Annotated in this window: 15 protein-coding genes and 1 riboswitch; of the genes, 10 read left to right on the top strand and 5 right to left on the bottom strand. The window is 42.4% G+C overall.

The features are described from left to right. The first annotated feature begins 117 nt into the window (after positions 1 to 117). The 4 genes from NSS80_RS16470 to NSS80_RS16455 all read left to right on the top strand — a co-directional run bounded on the left by NSS80_RS16470 (position 118) and on the right by NSS80_RS16455 (position 4,901). Positions 118 to 729 (top strand): trimeric intracellular cation channel family protein, encoded by a 612-nt coding sequence (locus NSS80_RS16470; protein WP_024423463.1) that lies wholly within the window; start codon positions 118 to 120, stop codon positions 727 to 729. 309 nt (positions 730 to 1,038) lie between these two features. Further along, positions 1,039 to 3,054: a Na+/H+ antiporter gene (locus NSS80_RS16465; RefSeq protein WP_065215165.1), complete on the top strand. Its 2,016-nt coding sequence runs from the start codon at positions 1,039 to 1,041 to the stop codon at positions 3,052 to 3,054. 62 nt (positions 3,055 to 3,116) lie between these two features. Next, positions 3,117 to 3,986 carry an ROK family protein gene (locus tag NSS80_RS16460; RefSeq protein WP_342498352.1) on the top strand — a complete coding sequence of 290 codons (870 nt, stop codon included), beginning with the start codon at positions 3,117 to 3,119 and terminating at the stop codon, positions 3,984 to 3,986. 69 nt (positions 3,987 to 4,055) lie between these two features. After that, a complete protein-coding gene (locus tag NSS80_RS16455; RefSeq protein ID WP_342498351.1) occupies positions 4,056 to 4,901 on the top strand; it encodes an aldo/keto reductase in 846 nt (281 codons plus the stop codon). 39 nt (positions 4,902 to 4,940) lie between these two features. On the opposite strand, the gene modB is transcribed toward NSS80_RS16455, so the two are convergent. The 4 genes from modB to NSS80_RS16435 all read right to left on the bottom strand — a co-directional run bounded on the left by modB (position 4,941) and on the right by NSS80_RS16435 (position 8,958). After that, positions 4,941 to 5,606, bottom strand: coding sequence for a molybdate ABC transporter permease subunit (gene modB, locus NSS80_RS16450; protein WP_034623869.1), 666 nt, complete (start codon positions 5,604 to 5,606; stop codon positions 4,941 to 4,943). Continuing rightward, positions 5,606 to 6,382 (bottom strand): molybdate ABC transporter substrate-binding protein, encoded by a 777-nt coding sequence (gene modA / locus NSS80_RS16445; protein WP_024426041.1) that lies wholly within the window; start codon positions 6,380 to 6,382, stop codon positions 5,606 to 5,608. Before modA ends, modB begins: the two co-directional genes overlap by 1 nt. A 115-nt stretch (positions 6,383 to 6,497) precedes the next feature. After that, entirely contained in the window at positions 6,498 to 8,348 is a 1,851-nt protein-coding gene (locus NSS80_RS16440; protein ID WP_024426040.1) for an LTA synthase family protein, read from the bottom strand. A gap of 124 nt (positions 8,349 to 8,472) precedes the next feature. Further along, on the bottom strand, positions 8,473 to 8,958 hold the full coding sequence (locus tag NSS80_RS16435) for a metal-dependent hydrolase (RefSeq protein WP_024423456.1): 486 nt from the start codon (positions 8,956 to 8,958) through the stop codon (positions 8,473 to 8,475). Between the two features lie 170 nt (positions 8,959 to 9,128). On the opposite strand from NSS80_RS16435, the gene NSS80_RS16430 reads away from it, so the two are divergent. From NSS80_RS16430 to NSS80_RS16420, 3 genes are all read left to right on the top strand, one after another. Next, entirely contained in the window at positions 9,129 to 9,557 is a 429-nt protein-coding gene (locus NSS80_RS16430; protein ID WP_034280901.1) for a MarR family transcriptional regulator, read from the top strand. A gap of 81 nt (positions 9,558 to 9,638) precedes the next feature. After that, positions 9,639 to 9,782 carry a small acid-soluble spore protein SspJ gene (gene sspJ / locus NSS80_RS16425; RefSeq protein WP_041115685.1) on the top strand — a complete coding sequence of 48 codons (144 nt, stop codon included), beginning with the start codon at positions 9,639 to 9,641 and terminating at the stop codon, positions 9,780 to 9,782. Positions 9,783 to 9,903: 121 nt separating this feature from the next. Next, positions 9,904 to 10,082: riboswitch (Lysine riboswitch) on the top strand. 192 nt (positions 10,083 to 10,274) lie between these two features. Beyond that, complete coding sequence (locus tag NSS80_RS16420; RefSeq protein WP_034280899.1) at positions 10,275 to 11,681, top strand: amino acid permease; 1,407 nt, start codon at positions 10,275 to 10,277, stop codon at positions 11,679 to 11,681. Between the two features lie 40 nt (positions 11,682 to 11,721). Here NSS80_RS16420 and NSS80_RS16415 read toward each other — a convergent pair whose 3' ends face one another. Beyond that, positions 11,722 to 12,660 (bottom strand): iron-hydroxamate ABC transporter substrate-binding protein, encoded by a 939-nt coding sequence (locus NSS80_RS16415; protein WP_252049812.1) that lies wholly within the window; start codon positions 12,658 to 12,660, stop codon positions 11,722 to 11,724. A 259-nt stretch (positions 12,661 to 12,919) separates the two neighbouring features. Between NSS80_RS16415 and NSS80_RS16410 the strand changes: the two genes are divergently transcribed. The 3 genes from NSS80_RS16410 to NSS80_RS16400 are packed head-to-tail and all read left to right on the top strand — an operon-like array spanning position 12,920 to position 15,831. Further along, positions 12,920 to 13,972 (top strand): iron ABC transporter permease, encoded by a 1,053-nt coding sequence (locus tag NSS80_RS16410; protein ID WP_065215170.1) that lies wholly within the window; start codon positions 12,920 to 12,922, stop codon positions 13,970 to 13,972. Beyond that, complete coding sequence (locus tag NSS80_RS16405; RefSeq protein ID WP_034280896.1) at positions 13,973 to 14,995, top strand: iron ABC transporter permease; 1,023 nt, start codon at positions 13,973 to 13,975, stop codon at positions 14,993 to 14,995. A gap of 20 nt (positions 14,996 to 15,015) precedes the next feature. Further along, a complete protein-coding gene (locus NSS80_RS16400) occupies positions 15,016 to 15,831 on the top strand; it encodes an ABC transporter ATP-binding protein (protein ID WP_252049810.1) in 816 nt (271 codons plus the stop codon). Positions 15,832 to 15,892: the final 61 nt, after the last annotated feature.

Raw genomic sequence — 15,892 nt, 5'->3', positions numbered from 1 at the left:
TTATTTTTGCAAAAAGATAAAATTTAAAGAAAATTTGTATTGCTTTTCACCTGTGTCAGATATACATTAAGGGAGTAGTGTTAGATGATCAGATAAAGGTAAGGAGATAAGCGGAAAATGGCATGGGAAGTCTTAAGTATCATTGGCATTGTCGCATTCGCTATTAGTGGTGCGATTGTGGCAATGGAGGAAGAGTACGATATTCTTGGTGTGTACATTTTAGGGATTGTGACAGCATTTGGCGGTGGAGCGATTCGGAATCTATTAATTGGTCTTCCGGTGTCTGCTTTATGGTCACAGGGCAAAATGTTTACGATTGCCCTTGTATCCATTACGATTGTGTTTCTTTTTCCAAAGCTTTTGCTCAAGCACTGGAGCACATGGGGAAATTTCTCGGATGCGATCGGTTTAGCAGCGTTTGCGATTCAAGGCGCATTATTTGCTGTGCAAAGAGAACTCCCGCTCAGTGCAGTCATTGTGGCAGCCATATTGACTGGAAGCGGCGGCGGAATTGTGCGTGATTTATTAGCAGGACGAAAGCCGCTTGTGCTTAAAGCAGAGATTTACGCCGTATGGGCAGCCCTTGGCGGCTTATTCGTTGGACTCGGCTTAGCGCAAGGAGAGCTTGCTTTATATTTGCTGTTTGTCATCCTCGTCGTATGCAGGGTTTGTTCCTACTTATTCAAATGGCGCCTTCCCGCCAGGTCTTATTTTTTAAATAAAGGGTAAAACGAAAAAGGGCGATTCCGCTCTTTTTTTTGTGTTTAATAAGAGCTGAATATCAGCAGATGATGGAGTTTTCGTGTAAAATAAAAGAAGGGTCTTTTGTTCATCATTTGAACAATACATATGATGAAAATTTTGTCAGCAGGCTGAATATCTGGATTCAGTCTTTTTTTGCCTAGATGGATTGTTATGTGTTGGTTTCACTTTTTGCGGAATACTAAAGAAGCACTTCTGAGCGGACGGATGTAATGAACACATCTTTGCATGTAAGCAAAACTTGACGAAAAATATACATAGGAGGGACATGTACTAGTGGAGATTTTTTTGGCAGTGCTCGTACTACTGGCACTCATTGCAGCATCTAATATTATCAATCGTTTTGTCCCCTTTATTCCCGTTCCGTTAATTCAAGTGGGCTTAGGAATATTGGTGGCAGCTTTTCCTTCAGGTTTACATATTTCTTTAAATCCTGAACTCTTCTTCGTTCTGTTTATTGCGCCGCTGTTATTTAATGACGGGAAGCGTACCCCAAGGGACGAGCTATGGAAATTAAGAGCACCGATTCTTCTTTTAGCGCTTGGTTTAGTGTTTGCGACCGTCATTGTAGCGGGATATACCATTCATTGGATGATTCCAAGCATACCGCTTCCAGCCGCATTTGCGCTTGCAGCAATTTTATCACCGACAGATGTGGTGGCAGTAAGTGCTTTATCCAGCCGTGTGAATATGCCAAAGGGCATCATGAGACTGCTGGAAGGCGAAGGGCTGATGAACGATGCATCAGGACTTGTCGCCTTTAAATTTGCCATTGCTGCAACGGTGACGGGAGCTTTTTCAATTGCTCAGGCATCCTTTAGTTTTGTACTGATTGCAGCAGGCGGGTTATTGACTGGATTTATTCTATCCTTTTTTATCATTCGTTTTCGCTATTTCCTCCGCCGTTTAGGAATGGACGATGTCACAATGCATATCATCCTGCAAATCCTTACACCATTTGTGATTTATTTAGCAGCGGAAGAAATCGGTGTATCCGGCATTTTAGCTGTTGTGGCTGGCGGTGTGACACATGCCATTGAGCAAGACCGAATGGAAGCGAATTTAGCCAAGCTGCAAATTGCTTCATCAAACACCTGGAATATTATTTTATTTATTTTAAACGGCCTTGTTTTCGTCATACTTGGACTGCAGATTCCGGATGTTTCCACAGTTATTTTCCAGGATGAAGCCTTTAACAACATGCAGGTGATTGGCTACATCTTAATTATTACACTATGTCTCATGGTGCTGCGGTTCTTATGGGTATGGCTGTTCTGGGCAGGAAAATGGAGTGCAACGAAAAAGCAAAATGTGAAAAAGCCGAAGCTTCGCGCCTCGATGCTCATGACATTCTCTGGTGTCCGCGGGGCTGTGACATTGGCCGGTGCCTTCTCTATTCCATTTACGCTTGCGGACGGATCACCATTTCCAGAGCGGCACTTGATTATTTTCCTCGCAGCTGGTGTGATTTTATGTACGCTCATTTTAGCCAGTGTGTTACTGCCTCTTTTATCAGAGAAAAAAGACAAGCAAGTCGACGTGGACTTGGATACAAAGATTCAGCATGCAAAACGAAAGCTGCTGAGAAGTGCCATTAAAACCTTAAAAGAAGGAATGAATGAGGACAACAGGGAAGTGTCTCTTTCACTCATCAATGATTATAGAATGAAGCTGAGAAATATCCAGCGTGAACCATACCAATTCGGGATGAGAAGACAAGAGCGAAAAATCAGACTGCACGGTATCAAAGCAGAACAGATGAAACTTCAACAATTAATTGAGGAAGAGAAAATTGACAAGGAAGAAGCCTATGAACTGCAAGAAAGATTTCATGAGCTGGAAATGCTGTATTCAAACTCCTTCAAAATTCGCTTTTCAAAGGTGAAGTTTCTGCGCTTGCTTCAATGGCTGCAATTATGGCGGCCGAATCAGCACATTTCAAGCGGCATTTTAGAAAACGAGGAATCGTACAAACAAATCCGTAAGAAAACCGCTGAAGCTGCAGTAGATTCGATCAAACATCATATGACAGATGAAAACCAACAAACGTGCCACCAAGTCATTGGTTTTTACAATCAAGTGATTTTCCGCTGTGAACACGGTCCAAGCTTCTTCCAGCAAAAAGACCGTTCATTTGACCGGAAGAAAAAAGAGCTGAACTTCCAAGCTGTACAGACGATTCGAAATGAAATTCAAACCTTATATGAAGACGGTGAGATCAATCGTGATATTGCCCATCATTTAAGGGAGTATATCAATGACATGGAAGCTGTTCTGCTCACCAATACGTGATGTTGTCATCTTCTCCCCCATGTTTTATGATGAAGAAAGAGAACAAGCAGGGGGAATCAATGATGGCGTATTATGGAGCAATTGAAGCTGGGGGTACAAAATTCTGTTGTGCAATCGGCAATGAGCATGGAGACATCTTAGAGGAAATGACGATTCCGACAGAGCACCCGGAGAAAACAATACAAAAGCTCATTCCATTTTTTGAGCAGCATGACATTGCAGCATTAGGGGTTGGCTCCTTTGGACCCATTTGTGTTCAAAAGGATGATCCTTCATACGGTTATATCATGAACACGCCAAAAGTGGAGTGGAAGCATTATCCGTTCATTCCTGAGCTTGAGAAGCAATTAGGTGTCCCAGTATCCTTTACAACAGATGTCAATGCCGCAGCACTAGGTGAATTAACAAAGGGGGCAGCCAAAGGGCTAAGCAGCTGTTTGTATATCACGGTCGGTACAGGCATTGGTGCGGGAGCTGTTGTGAAAAATGAGCTTCTACATGGCCATTCACATCCTGAGATGGGACATATCCTTATCAGACAGGATGAATTGGATTCGTTTGCAGGTATCTGTCCGGCACATGGAAATTGTTTAGAAGGACTGGCAGCTGGACCAGCGATTGAGAAAAGGTGGGGGAAACCTGCCAAAGAGCTTACGAAGGAAGCAGCGGTTTGGTCACTTGAGGCGGATTATTTAGCGCAGGCGCTTATGCAGTACTCGCTCATTTTAAGCCCAGAGCGCATCATCATGGGCGGAGGCGTCATGAAGCAAAAGCAGTTATTCCCACTAATTCGTGAGAAGCTGGCTGCTTATGTCAATGATTATGTGGACCTGCCGCCGCTTGATACATACATTGTCTCCCCAGGACTTGAGGACAAGGCTGGCATGACAGGTGCGCTGCTCTTAGCCATCGAAGCGAAGAGAAACGCCTGATAATAGAGTTTTGAAGCACAACATGAGATAATGAAAGAGATGGAATCTATAAAAAAGGTGGTTGTTAAAATGGTCAAAAGCTTGAATGAAACCGTAACATTGAATAACGGAGTCGAAATGCCTTGGTTTGGTTTAGGTGTATTCAAAGTGGAGGACGGCAATCAAGTGGTAGATGCCGTAAAAGCAGCCATACGAAACGGATATCGCAGCATTGATACGGCAGCTGTTTATAAAAATGAGACAGGCGTAGGAAAAGCGATTAAAGAATCTGGCGTGAAACGAGAAGACTTATTTATCACATCTAAAGTATGGAACACAGATCAAGGCTATGACAAAGCGCTTGAAGCGTTTGACGCAAGCTTAAACCGATTAGGTCTTAATTACTTAGACCTCTATTTGATTCATTGGCCTGGACCAAATGCAGATACATTTAAAGACACATGGCGCGCACTTGAGAAGCTTTATAAAGACGGGAAAGTCAGAGCCATTGGAGTCAGCAATTTCTACATTCAGCATTTAGAAGAGCTGTTAAAAGATGCTGAGGTTGTTCCAGCTGTGAACCAAGTTGAATTTCATCCGAAACTGACACTTGTTGAACTGCGTCAATATGCAAAGGAAAAAGGCATTCAAATTGAGGCATGGTCTCCGCTGATGCAAGGGAAGCTATTAGATCATGACGTATTGAAAGACATTGCTGCACGCTACAACAAATCTGTTGCTCAAGTCATCTTGCGCTGGGATCTGCAAAGCGGTGTTGTGACAATTCCTAAATCAATCAATGAAGAACGTATTAAACAAAATGCAGACATCTTTGACTTCGAGCTTTCCAAAGAAGACATGGAAAAAATCGATGCATTAAACAATAACGAACGCGTCGGCTCAAATCCAGAGACAATGACGGTTGGGTTTGAATAAATAATAAAATCCTCTTTCTTATATGAGAAAGAGGATTTTTTACGTACTGCTTCGGCGCACAGCCAAGAGCATGATAAAAGATAAGATCACAATACAAATCGTCCAGGCCCAAGCGAGCTCCATTCGTCCAGAATCAATCGCCACATAGATAGCGGTTGGGAGAGTTTGCGTTTTTCCCGGGATGTTGCCGGCAAACATTAAGGTCGCCCCGAATTCTCCAAGGGCTCTAGCAAAGCTGAGGACGCTGCCTGACAATAGAGAAGGCAGGGCAAGTGGTACTGTAATATAGGCAAAGACTTGGAATGAATGAGCACCATCTACTTTTGCAGCCCCTTCAATATCTGACTCAATCGTAGAAAATCCAGCTTTTGCAGATTGATACATAAGCGGGAATGCCACAACCGTCGATGCAATAACTGCCGCCCACCATGTAAAAATGACCGGCTGGTGGAAGATCCATTCAATCACGTCTCCGATCAAGCTATGCCTTCCGAATATGACGAGCAATAAAAACCCTACAACTGTTGGCGGAAGGACAAGCGGCATCATCAAAAGCGTTTCTACGATCATTTTCCCCTTAAATGAAGTTCGCGCCATCCAATAGCCAATCATTGTACCAAAAACTGTTGCCAGCAGCCCGCTCACAACGGCAACTTGCACGGACAGCCAGATGGGAGAAAGGAATTCTTCAGTGAGCATGGGCATTATGTCACTTGAAAGCCGTACTTTTTAAAAATGGATTTGGCTGCTTTTGATTGTAGAAATTGAAAAAAGGACTTGGCTTCCTCTAAATGTTCTGTCCCTTTTACGATCCCTACTGGGTAAATGATCGGGGAATGCATGTCCTGATTGGCTTCAGCTGCAATCTTTACTTTTTTGGAAACGAGGGCATCTGTCTTATACACAACACCTGCTTCCACATTTCCTGTTTCTACGTAGCTTAAAACCTGCCGCACATCCTTGCCGTACACAGTGTTCTTTTTCACTTGATCCCAGATGTTCAGCTTTGTGAAAATCTCTTTGCCGTATGTACCAGCAGGAACGGATTCAGGTGTGCCAAGAGCAACCTTTCCTTTTATGTGCTGGACGTCTTGAAAGCTTTTAATAGAGGAAGAGTGATCTTTTGGCACAATGAGTACAAGCTCATTTTGGATAGCATCCTTGATAAAATGTTGATCGATGTCTCCAGATTTCACAAGCTCATCAAAGGGCGCTTCAGCTGCTGAGAAAAAGAGATCGGCCTTTGCCCCTTGCGCAATTTGCTGCTTCAATGCGCCGGATGACCCGAAATTATTTGTTAATGTCACATTCGGATGTTCATCATTATAAGTAGATTCAATTTCCTTTAGTGCATCCTGAAGGCTTGCCGCAGCTGAAATGACAAGCTCAGTTTTTTTGGTTGTATCCGATGACTTCATCTCTGTTTGACACCCGCTCAGGAGCAAACAGATGGCGATGAAGGCGAAGAACGCATACTTCATGTTTACACCTCTTATTATTCAATATCATCTGTATCCTTTATTATAAGCAAACTTATTTGACCATTCATAGGCTTTCAGTAAAAAGAGAAAAGAAAAAGCCGCCAGAAGGCGACTTTTAATGCTGATAAAAACGGAGCAAATTCCCATTGATTACTTTGTCTGATAAGGAAAGCTCTTTATTGGCTTTTTCGATATAAGGCTGACACACCTCATCCTGTTCAACAGGTTCTTTTGTTTTTTGATCATAGCAGGTGTTCTTTGTATAGAGATAATCATCTGTAATAAAGTTCCCGTTTCTCAAAACAGCAAAAGGCGTCCGTTCGTTTGAAAATAAGTCATTGCCAAATTGAATGGCATCCTTCGTTTCAATACCGAGTAAGTGCAGGAGTGTCGGCTTCACGTCGATTTGCCCAGCTGTTTCAGAAATTGTCTGCGGTGCTTGATCTGTGACTCCCGGAATGTAAATCAAAAAGGGAACCCGCTGCAATTTCACAGCATCAAACGGTGTGATTTCATCTTTATTGAGCAGCTCTGCCATTGCCTGATGATGTGCCTCGGAGATGCCATAGTGATCCCCCATGAGAACAAACATTGTATTGTCATACAGTCCTTCTTCTTTCATACGTTCAAAAAATGTCTTAATGGCTTCATCCTGATAGCGGACGGTCGTCACATAGCGGTTTAAAATGGCGCTGGACGAATCATATTCATCAATCAATTGATCGTTTGGATCGATTTCAAATGGAAAGTGATTGGTCAAGGTAATGAATGTGCTGTAATAAGGTGCCTTCAACTTTTTTAAATAATCAATGGATTGGTCAAAGAAGTCGATATCCTTTAAGCCCCAGCCAGTTGAATTCTGTTCATTGACTTGATACGAATCGACATCATAAAAACGGTCAATCCCAAACGATTCATACATCACATCACGATTCCAAAACGTTTTATTATTCGCATGAAATTGGACGGATTGATAGTTCTTTTTTTTCAACTGCTTGTATAACGTGTCGTATTCGTTGTCACTCGCTGTGAAAAAGACAGCGCCGCTGCTAGATGGATAGAGGGAATTTGCGACAATAAACTCTGAATCCGACGTCTTTCCTTGCTCAGTCTGCTGATAAAATTCATCAAAATAAAAACTCTTTTTAGCGAGTTGATTTAAAAAGGGGGTGATGTATTGTCCATTCACCTTTTGATCAACGACAAATTGCTGGGTTGATTCGAGTGAAATGAACACAACGTTCTTGCCTTTAGCAAGTCCAAAGTACTCTTCGTTTGGTGCACTGTAATCAGCCTTTGTGTAGTTAGCTACGGTTGAAAGTGTATCTTCATCTGCAAAGGCTTTTTGTCCAATTCGCGCTGTTTGGGCAGCGCCGTCATACAGGTGGAACTGGAACAACCCAAGGTTTCGTACAATCACTTCTCGATCATAAGAGCTTGTCAGAAAACGAGGGTGATCCATCATGGCTGAACTGACATGAAACAATAGAAAGCTGCAGCACACGGCATAATATGTTTTGATCGTCTTGAAGGAGGCTTTTGGTGCTAAAGGTTTACGCTTTAACAGCCATGCCAGTACCACGAAATCAATGAGCATCAGTAAAAACAGCGGGTGGAACAATTCTGTCATACTGCTGCCCATATCCCCCATGTTTTTCGCTTGGAATAATACAGGGATCGTAATGAAATCAATATAAAATCCATAAAAGATCGTATTCGCTATGAGAATCGCCGTCAAAATAAAATTTGCGGTCAATAAAAAAATCTTTTGCTTCTTTTCATTTAAAAAAAGAGCAATCCCAAACAAAGGGAGCAAAAAGCTAAGTGGATTGATCAAAAGCAGCCATTCATGAAACAGATTGGCCGTTCTTATGTGAAATCCGAATTGATATATGATGTATGTTTTCATCCACATGAAGAGGATGGAATACACTAAAAACCAGTGATTTTTGAAGAACGCTTTCATTTATGTAGCTCCTCATCATTCTGTATTCAGCTGCAAGGCAAAAACACTTATCTTAAACCTACTAAAAAAATGAGGAATGATCAATTCATATCCTGTGTTTTTCGGAAAAACTCTTTTTAATTCATTAGAATGGGATGGATATGCCGCAGATGACGGCGATGTAATAGCAGGTAACGACGGTAAGAGCAGCTAGTACGACTTGTTCTCCTGTGCTGCCTGTTTTGACATAGAAGGGAAGACGCACTTTAATGGAAGCTGGAAATAAAAATTTAATCCCGTTCACTGTTCCTGCATCTAGGATGAGATGACTTGCCATCCCGACTAGTAAACCGATACTTAGGCTGTCATTTGGAATGTATGTTGTCGCTAGAAAATAAATGATCAGCAAAAATAATAAACTGTGTGTAAACGTGCGATGACCGAATACACTGCTGATCAGTGCCGAGAGCAGCGGGAATTTTCTTCCGATTTTACTTTTTGTATGGCAAAGATCAGGGATCAGGGCACCAACTGATCCAGCAGCAGCCATCGTCACTGGGTCTAATCCATAATAGTAGGCAACGGCTGTAGAGGCGGCAACTCCGCCCATGATGTGTGTTTTTCCTGTCATGATGCGTACTCCTGTTCTATCTTAGTTCAAGTACTCACTATATCAAGGGTGGATTCATTCAGCAAGGCTTATTTCTAAAGAAAAAGAGGCCAAAAGGGTTGGCTGAATGGAAAAACATTCTATAATAAGGGGGAAGTCATGTTGATACTAACGATAAGGATGCGATTCGGATGGGTAATGCAGACATTTTAAAAGAAATTGTTCTTGTACATTATGAAGTCAGCCGTAAATTAAACCGCAAGTTACTTGAGTTAGAGAAAGACATCACGCCTCCGCAGATATATGCTCTTTCTATTTTGATACAAGGAAAAGTATCACATGCTGAAGAGCTGAAGCAAAGACTCTCCTTAAACCCTGGTGCAGCCTCTATTGCGCTCAATAAATTATGTGAGCAGGGTTATATTCAGAGAGAACGGGACAAGGACGATTCATCACTTGTTCGTTTAGAAGTCACGGAAAAAGGGATGGCGATTTATGAAAAGCATACACGTCTTTTCGGAAAAGTGATTCAGCATATGATGTCAGACTTCACAAAGGAAGATTTAAAAACCTTTCTGTCGTACTTGCAAAAAATGAGACAGACCTTTCATGATGATTGAGCCTCTTCCCTTGAATAAGTCTGAGCGCTGTAGCACAAATTAAACAGGCAATCGCATTTTATGAAAAGGGAGGAAACAGCGATGTCATTTTTCCAAAAGGATAAAAAGGCGAAAAGTGAGAAAGACCATCAGCAGGTAGATCAGCTGTTAGAGGAAGCAAGTAAAGAGCTAGCAGGCGACCCGCTTCAGAAAGCTGTACAAAAGAAGAAAAATAACCAACAATAAGCAGGTAAAGGGCAGAGAAACAGTTCTCTGCCTTTTTTCTATGTTTTTCCCTTTGACAGATGTGAGAATGTTTGATAACCTTCGTGTAGTAAAAATGAATAGAAATCCTCACGCTATGTCTCAGTGAGGTAGAGGTTGCGCGGATGATGAGTCACTCATAGGAGAGATGGAATCGTAGATCATGAGAAAAAAGGCATCAGCGCCGAAGTGTAAAGAGAGCTCCAACTTTCTTTATGCTGGGTCTGCATTGAATAAATGCAGGACTGCCACGTCTTTAAAGCGTGGAGGGCTATCCGGAGATCAAGGTGTATGTTTTGAAAAGCATGGACTTTTGTTCAGGCTTTTTTTTATGTTCTGAGTAACAAAAATAAGGGTATGCTGTTAAAAAGGTAATCCATGATGAACATAAAGAATGCAAGTCATTGCTTCACAAATATATCAATGAAGATACTGCCGGGTCTGGTCCAAAGTGAATAAAACGGAGGTACGGAAATGGAACAGACAAAAAAATGGGGTTTTTGGTTATTGACGGCTTTTGTCGTCGGAAATATGGTAGGTTCAGGCATCTTTATGCTGCCAAGTACGCTTGCCCAGCACGCCAGTCCTTTAGGTGTGACGATGGCATGGCTTGTCACAGGCGGCGGTGTGCTGATGATTGCGCTTGTATTTGGGCATTTGTCCATTCATAAGCCGCAGCTGACAGCTGGACCACAAAGTTATGCAAGGGCGCTTTTTAAAGATCCGAAAAAAGGGAAAGCGGCCGGTTTTACAATGGTTTGGGGATATTGGGTGGCAAGCTGGATTAGTAATGTTGCGATTATTACAAGCCTTGCTGGTTATTTAACGACTTTTTTCCCTATTCTCACCGTGAAGACTGAGGTTTTTACCTTTGGAAAAGAAGCGGTCACACTTGGCCAGCTCATGACGTTTATCGTATGTACCCTTCTTTTATGGGGAACACATACCATTTTAATCACAAGCTTAAGTGCTGCGAGTAAATTGAATTTTATTACAACCTTTTCGAAGGTGCTTGGATTTGTCCTTTTTATTGTTGCGGGATTATTTGCTTTTCAAACGGCATTATTTGAACATTATTACTTCCCGGTTGAAACAGGCGGGGAAGGAGTGCTCGGACTTGGAGGCCAAATTCATCATGCGGCTATTTCCACACTATGGGCATTTATTGGGATTGAATCAGCTGTCATTTTATCAGGAAGAGCATCCTCACAGCGTGATGTGAAACGTGCGACGATTACAGGTCTTTTAATCGCACTTTCGATCTACATGATTATCACATTGATTACAATGGGCGTTCTGCCGCATGATCAATTGCAAGGCTCTGACAAACCATTCGTGGATGTGCTTCAGCTTATTATTGGGCCGGCTGGCGGAATTGTCATGGCACTGCTGGCGATTATTTGTTTGTTTGGTTCGATGCTTGGCTGGATTTTACTTGGTTCAGAAGTACCGTATCAAGCAGCAAAGGCTGGTGATTTTCCAGCAGTATTTGCAAAAACAAACAAAAAAGGAAGCCCTGCTTTCGCTTTGACTGTTACAAATATTATGTCACAGCTGTTTATCTTCTCTGTGATGTCACGTACGATTAATGAAGCTTTTACCTTTTTAACCACATCAGCGACACTTGCGTATCTTATTCCGTATATTGTGTCTTCCATCTACAGCTTTAAGGTCATCATGCAAGGTGACACATATGAGCTTCAAAAAGGAAATCGAACAAGAGACGGCATTATTGCACTTGTTGCGATGGGGTATTCGGCTTGGGTCATTATTTCAGGAACAGCCGACTTGAAAACTTTTGGTCTTGGAATCGGTCTATTCTTAGTGGGTATTTTGCTTTATCCATTCATGTCAAAAGGATTTGCCAAAGAAACGGTATAAGATAAGGAAGACGTTTCTCCAGAGATGGAGAAACGTTTTTTTATGATGCAGATGTCAATCGGTCCACAATGAACTCTAGCTGACCTTCTAGTGACACTGGGTCATTAAAGAAGTAACCGACTGGATCTATTTCAAATACACGTTTATTTTTGACGGCAGGAAGTGATGACCAAATGCTGCTTTGATAGACTTGGTCACCATTACTTTTTGAGCCGCTCCATGGACCTGTGAAAATATAGTCGCCTGCGAATTCTGGCAGCTTCTCAAGAGAAATGTTTGCATAGCCGACACCGCTGTCGATCGCTTCTTTTTTGACGACTTTCGGTGCTTTTAATTTCAGCTCGTCATAAATGATTTCTCCCCCGCGGCCAAAGGTGTTTCCAAAGATATAAATACCTTTATCAAATGGCGATACGATCGAAACCGTTTTGCTGCCGACAGCTTTTGTTACCTTTGGTTTCACCTCAGCAATTTTAGTATCCCATTTCGTGATCCATTCTGTTGCTTTTTTTGGTGTACCTGTCATTTTACCGAATTCTTTTAGCTGGACTTTGAAGGAATATTGGTTGTATTTAACCGCTACAGTTGGGGCGATTTTTTTGTATTGATCAAACTTCTCGTCTTCTCCCCATGCAATAATCATATCTGGCTTCAAAGCGGCTACCTTTTCGACTGATGGGGTCCTTCCGAGATTCTTCACTCCATCTGTTTTCCCTTTATAAAAAGGGTTTTTAAAGATGGGAGATGTCGTAGCAACCGGCGTCTTGCCGAGTGTGACGAGGTCCCCGTAATAGCTTTCTGCAAGAAGCACTATTCGCTTCGGATTTTTCGGAAGCTTCACTTCTCCTTTGGCATCCTGATATGTGATCATGTCATTCTTTTTCGCTGCAGATTGTTTATTTGAAGTGCTGCCGCAAGCGGCTGTAAAGATCATAAGGATGGATAAAGAAATCAAAAGAAATCCAGTTCGTTTTTTCACAAAAATTCTCTCCTATTCACTTTCCCTTGATAATGATTCTCATTTTCAATTTTATCGTACCATGATAGGAATAAAAATGCATCGGCTAATTTAGAACCAAAAGAAAAATGATGAAATTCTCACAGTTTTTTGCGGAAAATAAAGAAATTTATCAGAACAGTGATTTCAAAAAGAAAAGAAAGTGATATACTAGACTTCGAGATTGATAATCATTATCACTAATAGAGAATAGACATGAACGGAAAGGAAGAGACTGGTTTTGGGCTCACAATCGAATAAACAGCTGCCAGCCAGAGATGATACGATCGATATTGTCACGAAGCCTTTTGGAACAGCAGCTGTTATCATCATAGGAATGATCGCTTTAGCATTTGGTCTTTTTTTATCAGTATCATTAGGAGCGGCAAACATTCATCTACAGACTGTATGGGAAGCCGTTTTTCATTTTGATCCACATCAAACTTCACATCAAATTATTCGGGAATTGAGGCTGCCGCGTACAGTTGGAGCTGCCCTCGTCGGTGCCTTTTTAGCCGTATCAGGTGCCATTATGCAAGGAATGACAAGAAACGCGCTTGCGTCACCTGAGATTATGGGCGTGACAAATGGCTCCGCATTTGCGATTGCCATTGCATTAGCATTTTTCCCTGGCCAATCTTCTTTTACATTAATTCTTTGGTCATTTGTTGGAGCCGCACTCGGTGCCTCTATTGTATTTGGTGTCGGTACTATGTCAAAAGGGGGGCTGACTCCTGTAAAGCTCGCACTAGCTGGTACAGCGGTTGGAGCACTTTTGAGCTCCATCTCCTCAGCCATTGCCATCCGTTTTGACGTCGCTCAGGATATGAGCTTTTGGTATGCTGGCGGAGTAGCAGGTGTGAATTGGAGTAACATTCATATCATCATTCCAGTTGCCATTGCAGGACTAATCATTGCAATGATCCTTGCCCGTTCGATCACGGTTTTGAGCTTAGGTGAAGAACTGGCGAAAGGACTTGGACAATATACAAAAACGGTCAAGGTGCTTGGTATAGTGGTTGTTATTCTTTTAACGGGTGCTGCCGTGTCGGTAGCAGGCTCTATTGGTTTTATTGGGCTTGTGATCCCTCATGTCACTCGATTCTTGGTTGGAGTGGACTACCGCTGGATTATCCCATGCTCCGCTATTTTAGGGGCCACTTTGTTAATTTATGCAGACATTGCTGCAAGACTGGTCAACGCTCCGTTTGAAACGCCAGTCGGTGCCATTACAGCGATTATAGGCGTTCCTTTCTTCTTATACTTAGCTAGACGTGAAAGGAGCGGGATTTAAATGGAAATGGTGCAGCAAGCAAAGAAAAAGAAATATCAACGAACGATGCTCATGATCTTTTTCGCGATCGTAGCTGTGTTTCTCATTAGTTTAAATACCGGAGAAATTCGGATTTCTCCGATGGATACATTGAAAACACTTTTTGGATTCGGAAGTGAAATGGATGAACTCGTATTATTCGAGTTCAGGCTTCCAAGAATGGTCATCGCTTTACTTGTCGGCGCTTCTATCGCTGTATCAGGAGCGATTTGGCAAGGTGTTTCTCAAAATGGTTTAGCTGACCCAGGTATTCTTGGTGTCAATGCCGGTGCAGGCTTTGCCGTTGTGCTATTTATCTTTGCATTTCAAGGCACGATGACAAATTTAGGTGATCTTACGATTTTTATACTGCCGCTTTTCGCGTTCGTAGGTGCAGGCTTTGCTGCATTTCTCATCTATGTGTTAGCGTGGAAAAAAGGCATCACACCTGTTCGATTGATTTTAACTGGTATTGGTGTGAATGCTGCGTTTTCAGCAGCAATTGTGGTCATCCAGTTGAAAATGAGCCCAAATGATTTTAACCAAGCTATCGTGTGGTTATCTGGAAGCATTTATGGCTCGAGCTGGACGTATGTCCTATCTGTTCTGCCATGGATGCTGATTTTCCTTATATTAGCGCTTGTCAGATCACGCTACTTAAACATTATGAATTTAGGTGATCAGCTGTCCTATGGATTGGGCATTTCTGTTCATAAAGAAAGAAGTCTTCTCATGCTGATTGCCGTTGCATTAGCAGGTGCGAGTGTTGCTGTTGCAGGAAGTATCTCTTTCCTAGGATTAGCCGCACCGCACTTGGCTAGAAAGCTTGTTGGGCCAAAGCATCAAGGAATGATACCGGCCTCCGCGCTGATTGGCGCGCTGTTATTATTACTGGCAGATACAATTGGCCGCGTCATCCTTGCACCATCAGAAGTGCCAGTTGGCCTTGTCGTTTCTGCTTTAGGTGCACCTTACTTCATTTACTTATTGATGAAATCGAACTAATGAGGAAGGAGAGACAACATATGAAATCGCTCGAAACAGAAAAGCTTTGTATCGGTTATCAAGACCGTTTGATTGTAGAAGATTTGAATGTCAGCATCCCAAAAGGCAAGGTGACAACACTGATTGGACCGAATGGCTGCGGGAAATCAACCATTTTAAAAACGATGTCTCGTATTATGAAGTCCAATCGAGGAGCTGTTTACTTAAATGGCAAGGCTATCCATGAGACGCCGACAAAAGAAATTTCAAAACAAATGGCGATCTTACCGCAAACGCCCGAAGCACCAAGTGGATTGACAGTGTATGAGCTCGTGTCATATGGACGTTTCCCGCATCAAAATGGGTTTGGCCGTTTATCAAATGAAGATAAACGAATCATTAGGTGGGCACTTGAGGAAACGGGAATGATTGCTTTTCATGATCGGCCAATTGAAGCACTTTCCGGCGGACAGCGTCAGCGTGTATGGATTGCGATGGCACTTGCCCAGGAAACAGAGCTGCTCCTATTAGATGAACCTACGACGTATTTAGACCTTGCACATCAGCTCGAGATTCTTCAGCTGTTAGAACGCTTAAATAGAGAGCAGGGCCGAACTGTGTTGATGGTCATCCATGATTTGAATCATGCGGCGCGTTTTTCACATTACATGATTGCCCTCAATCAAGGGAAAGTCATAAAAGATGGTACGCCTCATGAGGTCATGACCAAAGAGGTACTCAGTCGGGTATTCCATATTGATGCAGAAATTGTGCTTGATCCTAGAACGGATAAGCCGATCTGTTTAACCTATGACTTAATGAATCATGAACGAAAGCTAGAAGCTGTGAATGGATAATAGATGTAAAGGAACCCGGTGCAGCTGCCGGGTTTTTTTGCATGTTTGAAACTTCCTCGTG

The organism is Bacillus sp. FSL M8-0350, from assembly GCF_038593345.1.
Taxonomy (GTDB): domain Bacteria; phylum Bacillota; class Bacilli; order Bacillales; family Bacillaceae; genus Bacillus; species Bacillus safensis.
This window is presented reverse-complemented; position numbering and strand designations above follow the sequence as displayed.

Bases quoted from the DNA above. Each gene is read 5' to 3' on its own strand.
- NSS80_RS16400 (WP_252049810.1), top strand. From the start codon at position 15,016: ATGAAATCGCTCGAAACAGAAAAGCTTTGTATCGGTTATCAAGACCGT.
- NSS80_RS16430 (WP_034280901.1), top strand. From the start codon at position 9,129: ATGGGTAATGCAGACATTTTAAAAGAAATTGTTCTTGTACATTATGAA.
- NSS80_RS16405 (WP_034280896.1), top strand. From the start codon at position 13,973: ATGGAAATGGTGCAGCAAGCAAAGAAAAAGAAATATCAACGAACGATG.
- NSS80_RS16460 (WP_342498352.1), top strand. From the start codon at position 3,117: ATGGCGTATTATGGAGCAATTGAAGCTGGGGGTACAAAATTCTGTTGT.
- NSS80_RS16440 (WP_024426040.1), bottom strand. From the start codon at position 8,348: ATGAAAGCGTTCTTCAAAAATCACTGGTTTTTAGTGTATTCCATCCTC.
- modA (WP_024426041.1), bottom strand. From the start codon at position 6,382: ATGAAGTATGCGTTCTTCGCCTTCATCGCCATCTGTTTGCTCCTGAGC.
- NSS80_RS16470 (WP_024423463.1), top strand. From the start codon at position 118: ATGGCATGGGAAGTCTTAAGTATCATTGGCATTGTCGCATTCGCTATT.
- NSS80_RS16435 (WP_024423456.1), bottom strand. From the start codon at position 8,958: ATGACAGGAAAAACACACATCATGGGCGGAGTTGCCGCCTCTACAGCC.
- NSS80_RS16455 (WP_342498351.1), top strand. From the start codon at position 4,056: ATGGTCAAAAGCTTGAATGAAACCGTAACATTGAATAACGGAGTCGAA.
- modB (WP_034623869.1), bottom strand. From the start codon at position 5,606: ATGCCCATGCTCACTGAAGAATTCCTTTCTCCCATCTGGCTGTCCGTG.
- NSS80_RS16420 (WP_034280899.1), top strand. From the start codon at position 10,275: ATGGAACAGACAAAAAAATGGGGTTTTTGGTTATTGACGGCTTTTGTC.
- sspJ (WP_041115685.1), top strand. From the start codon at position 9,639: ATGTCATTTTTCCAAAAGGATAAAAAGGCGAAAAGTGAGAAAGACCAT.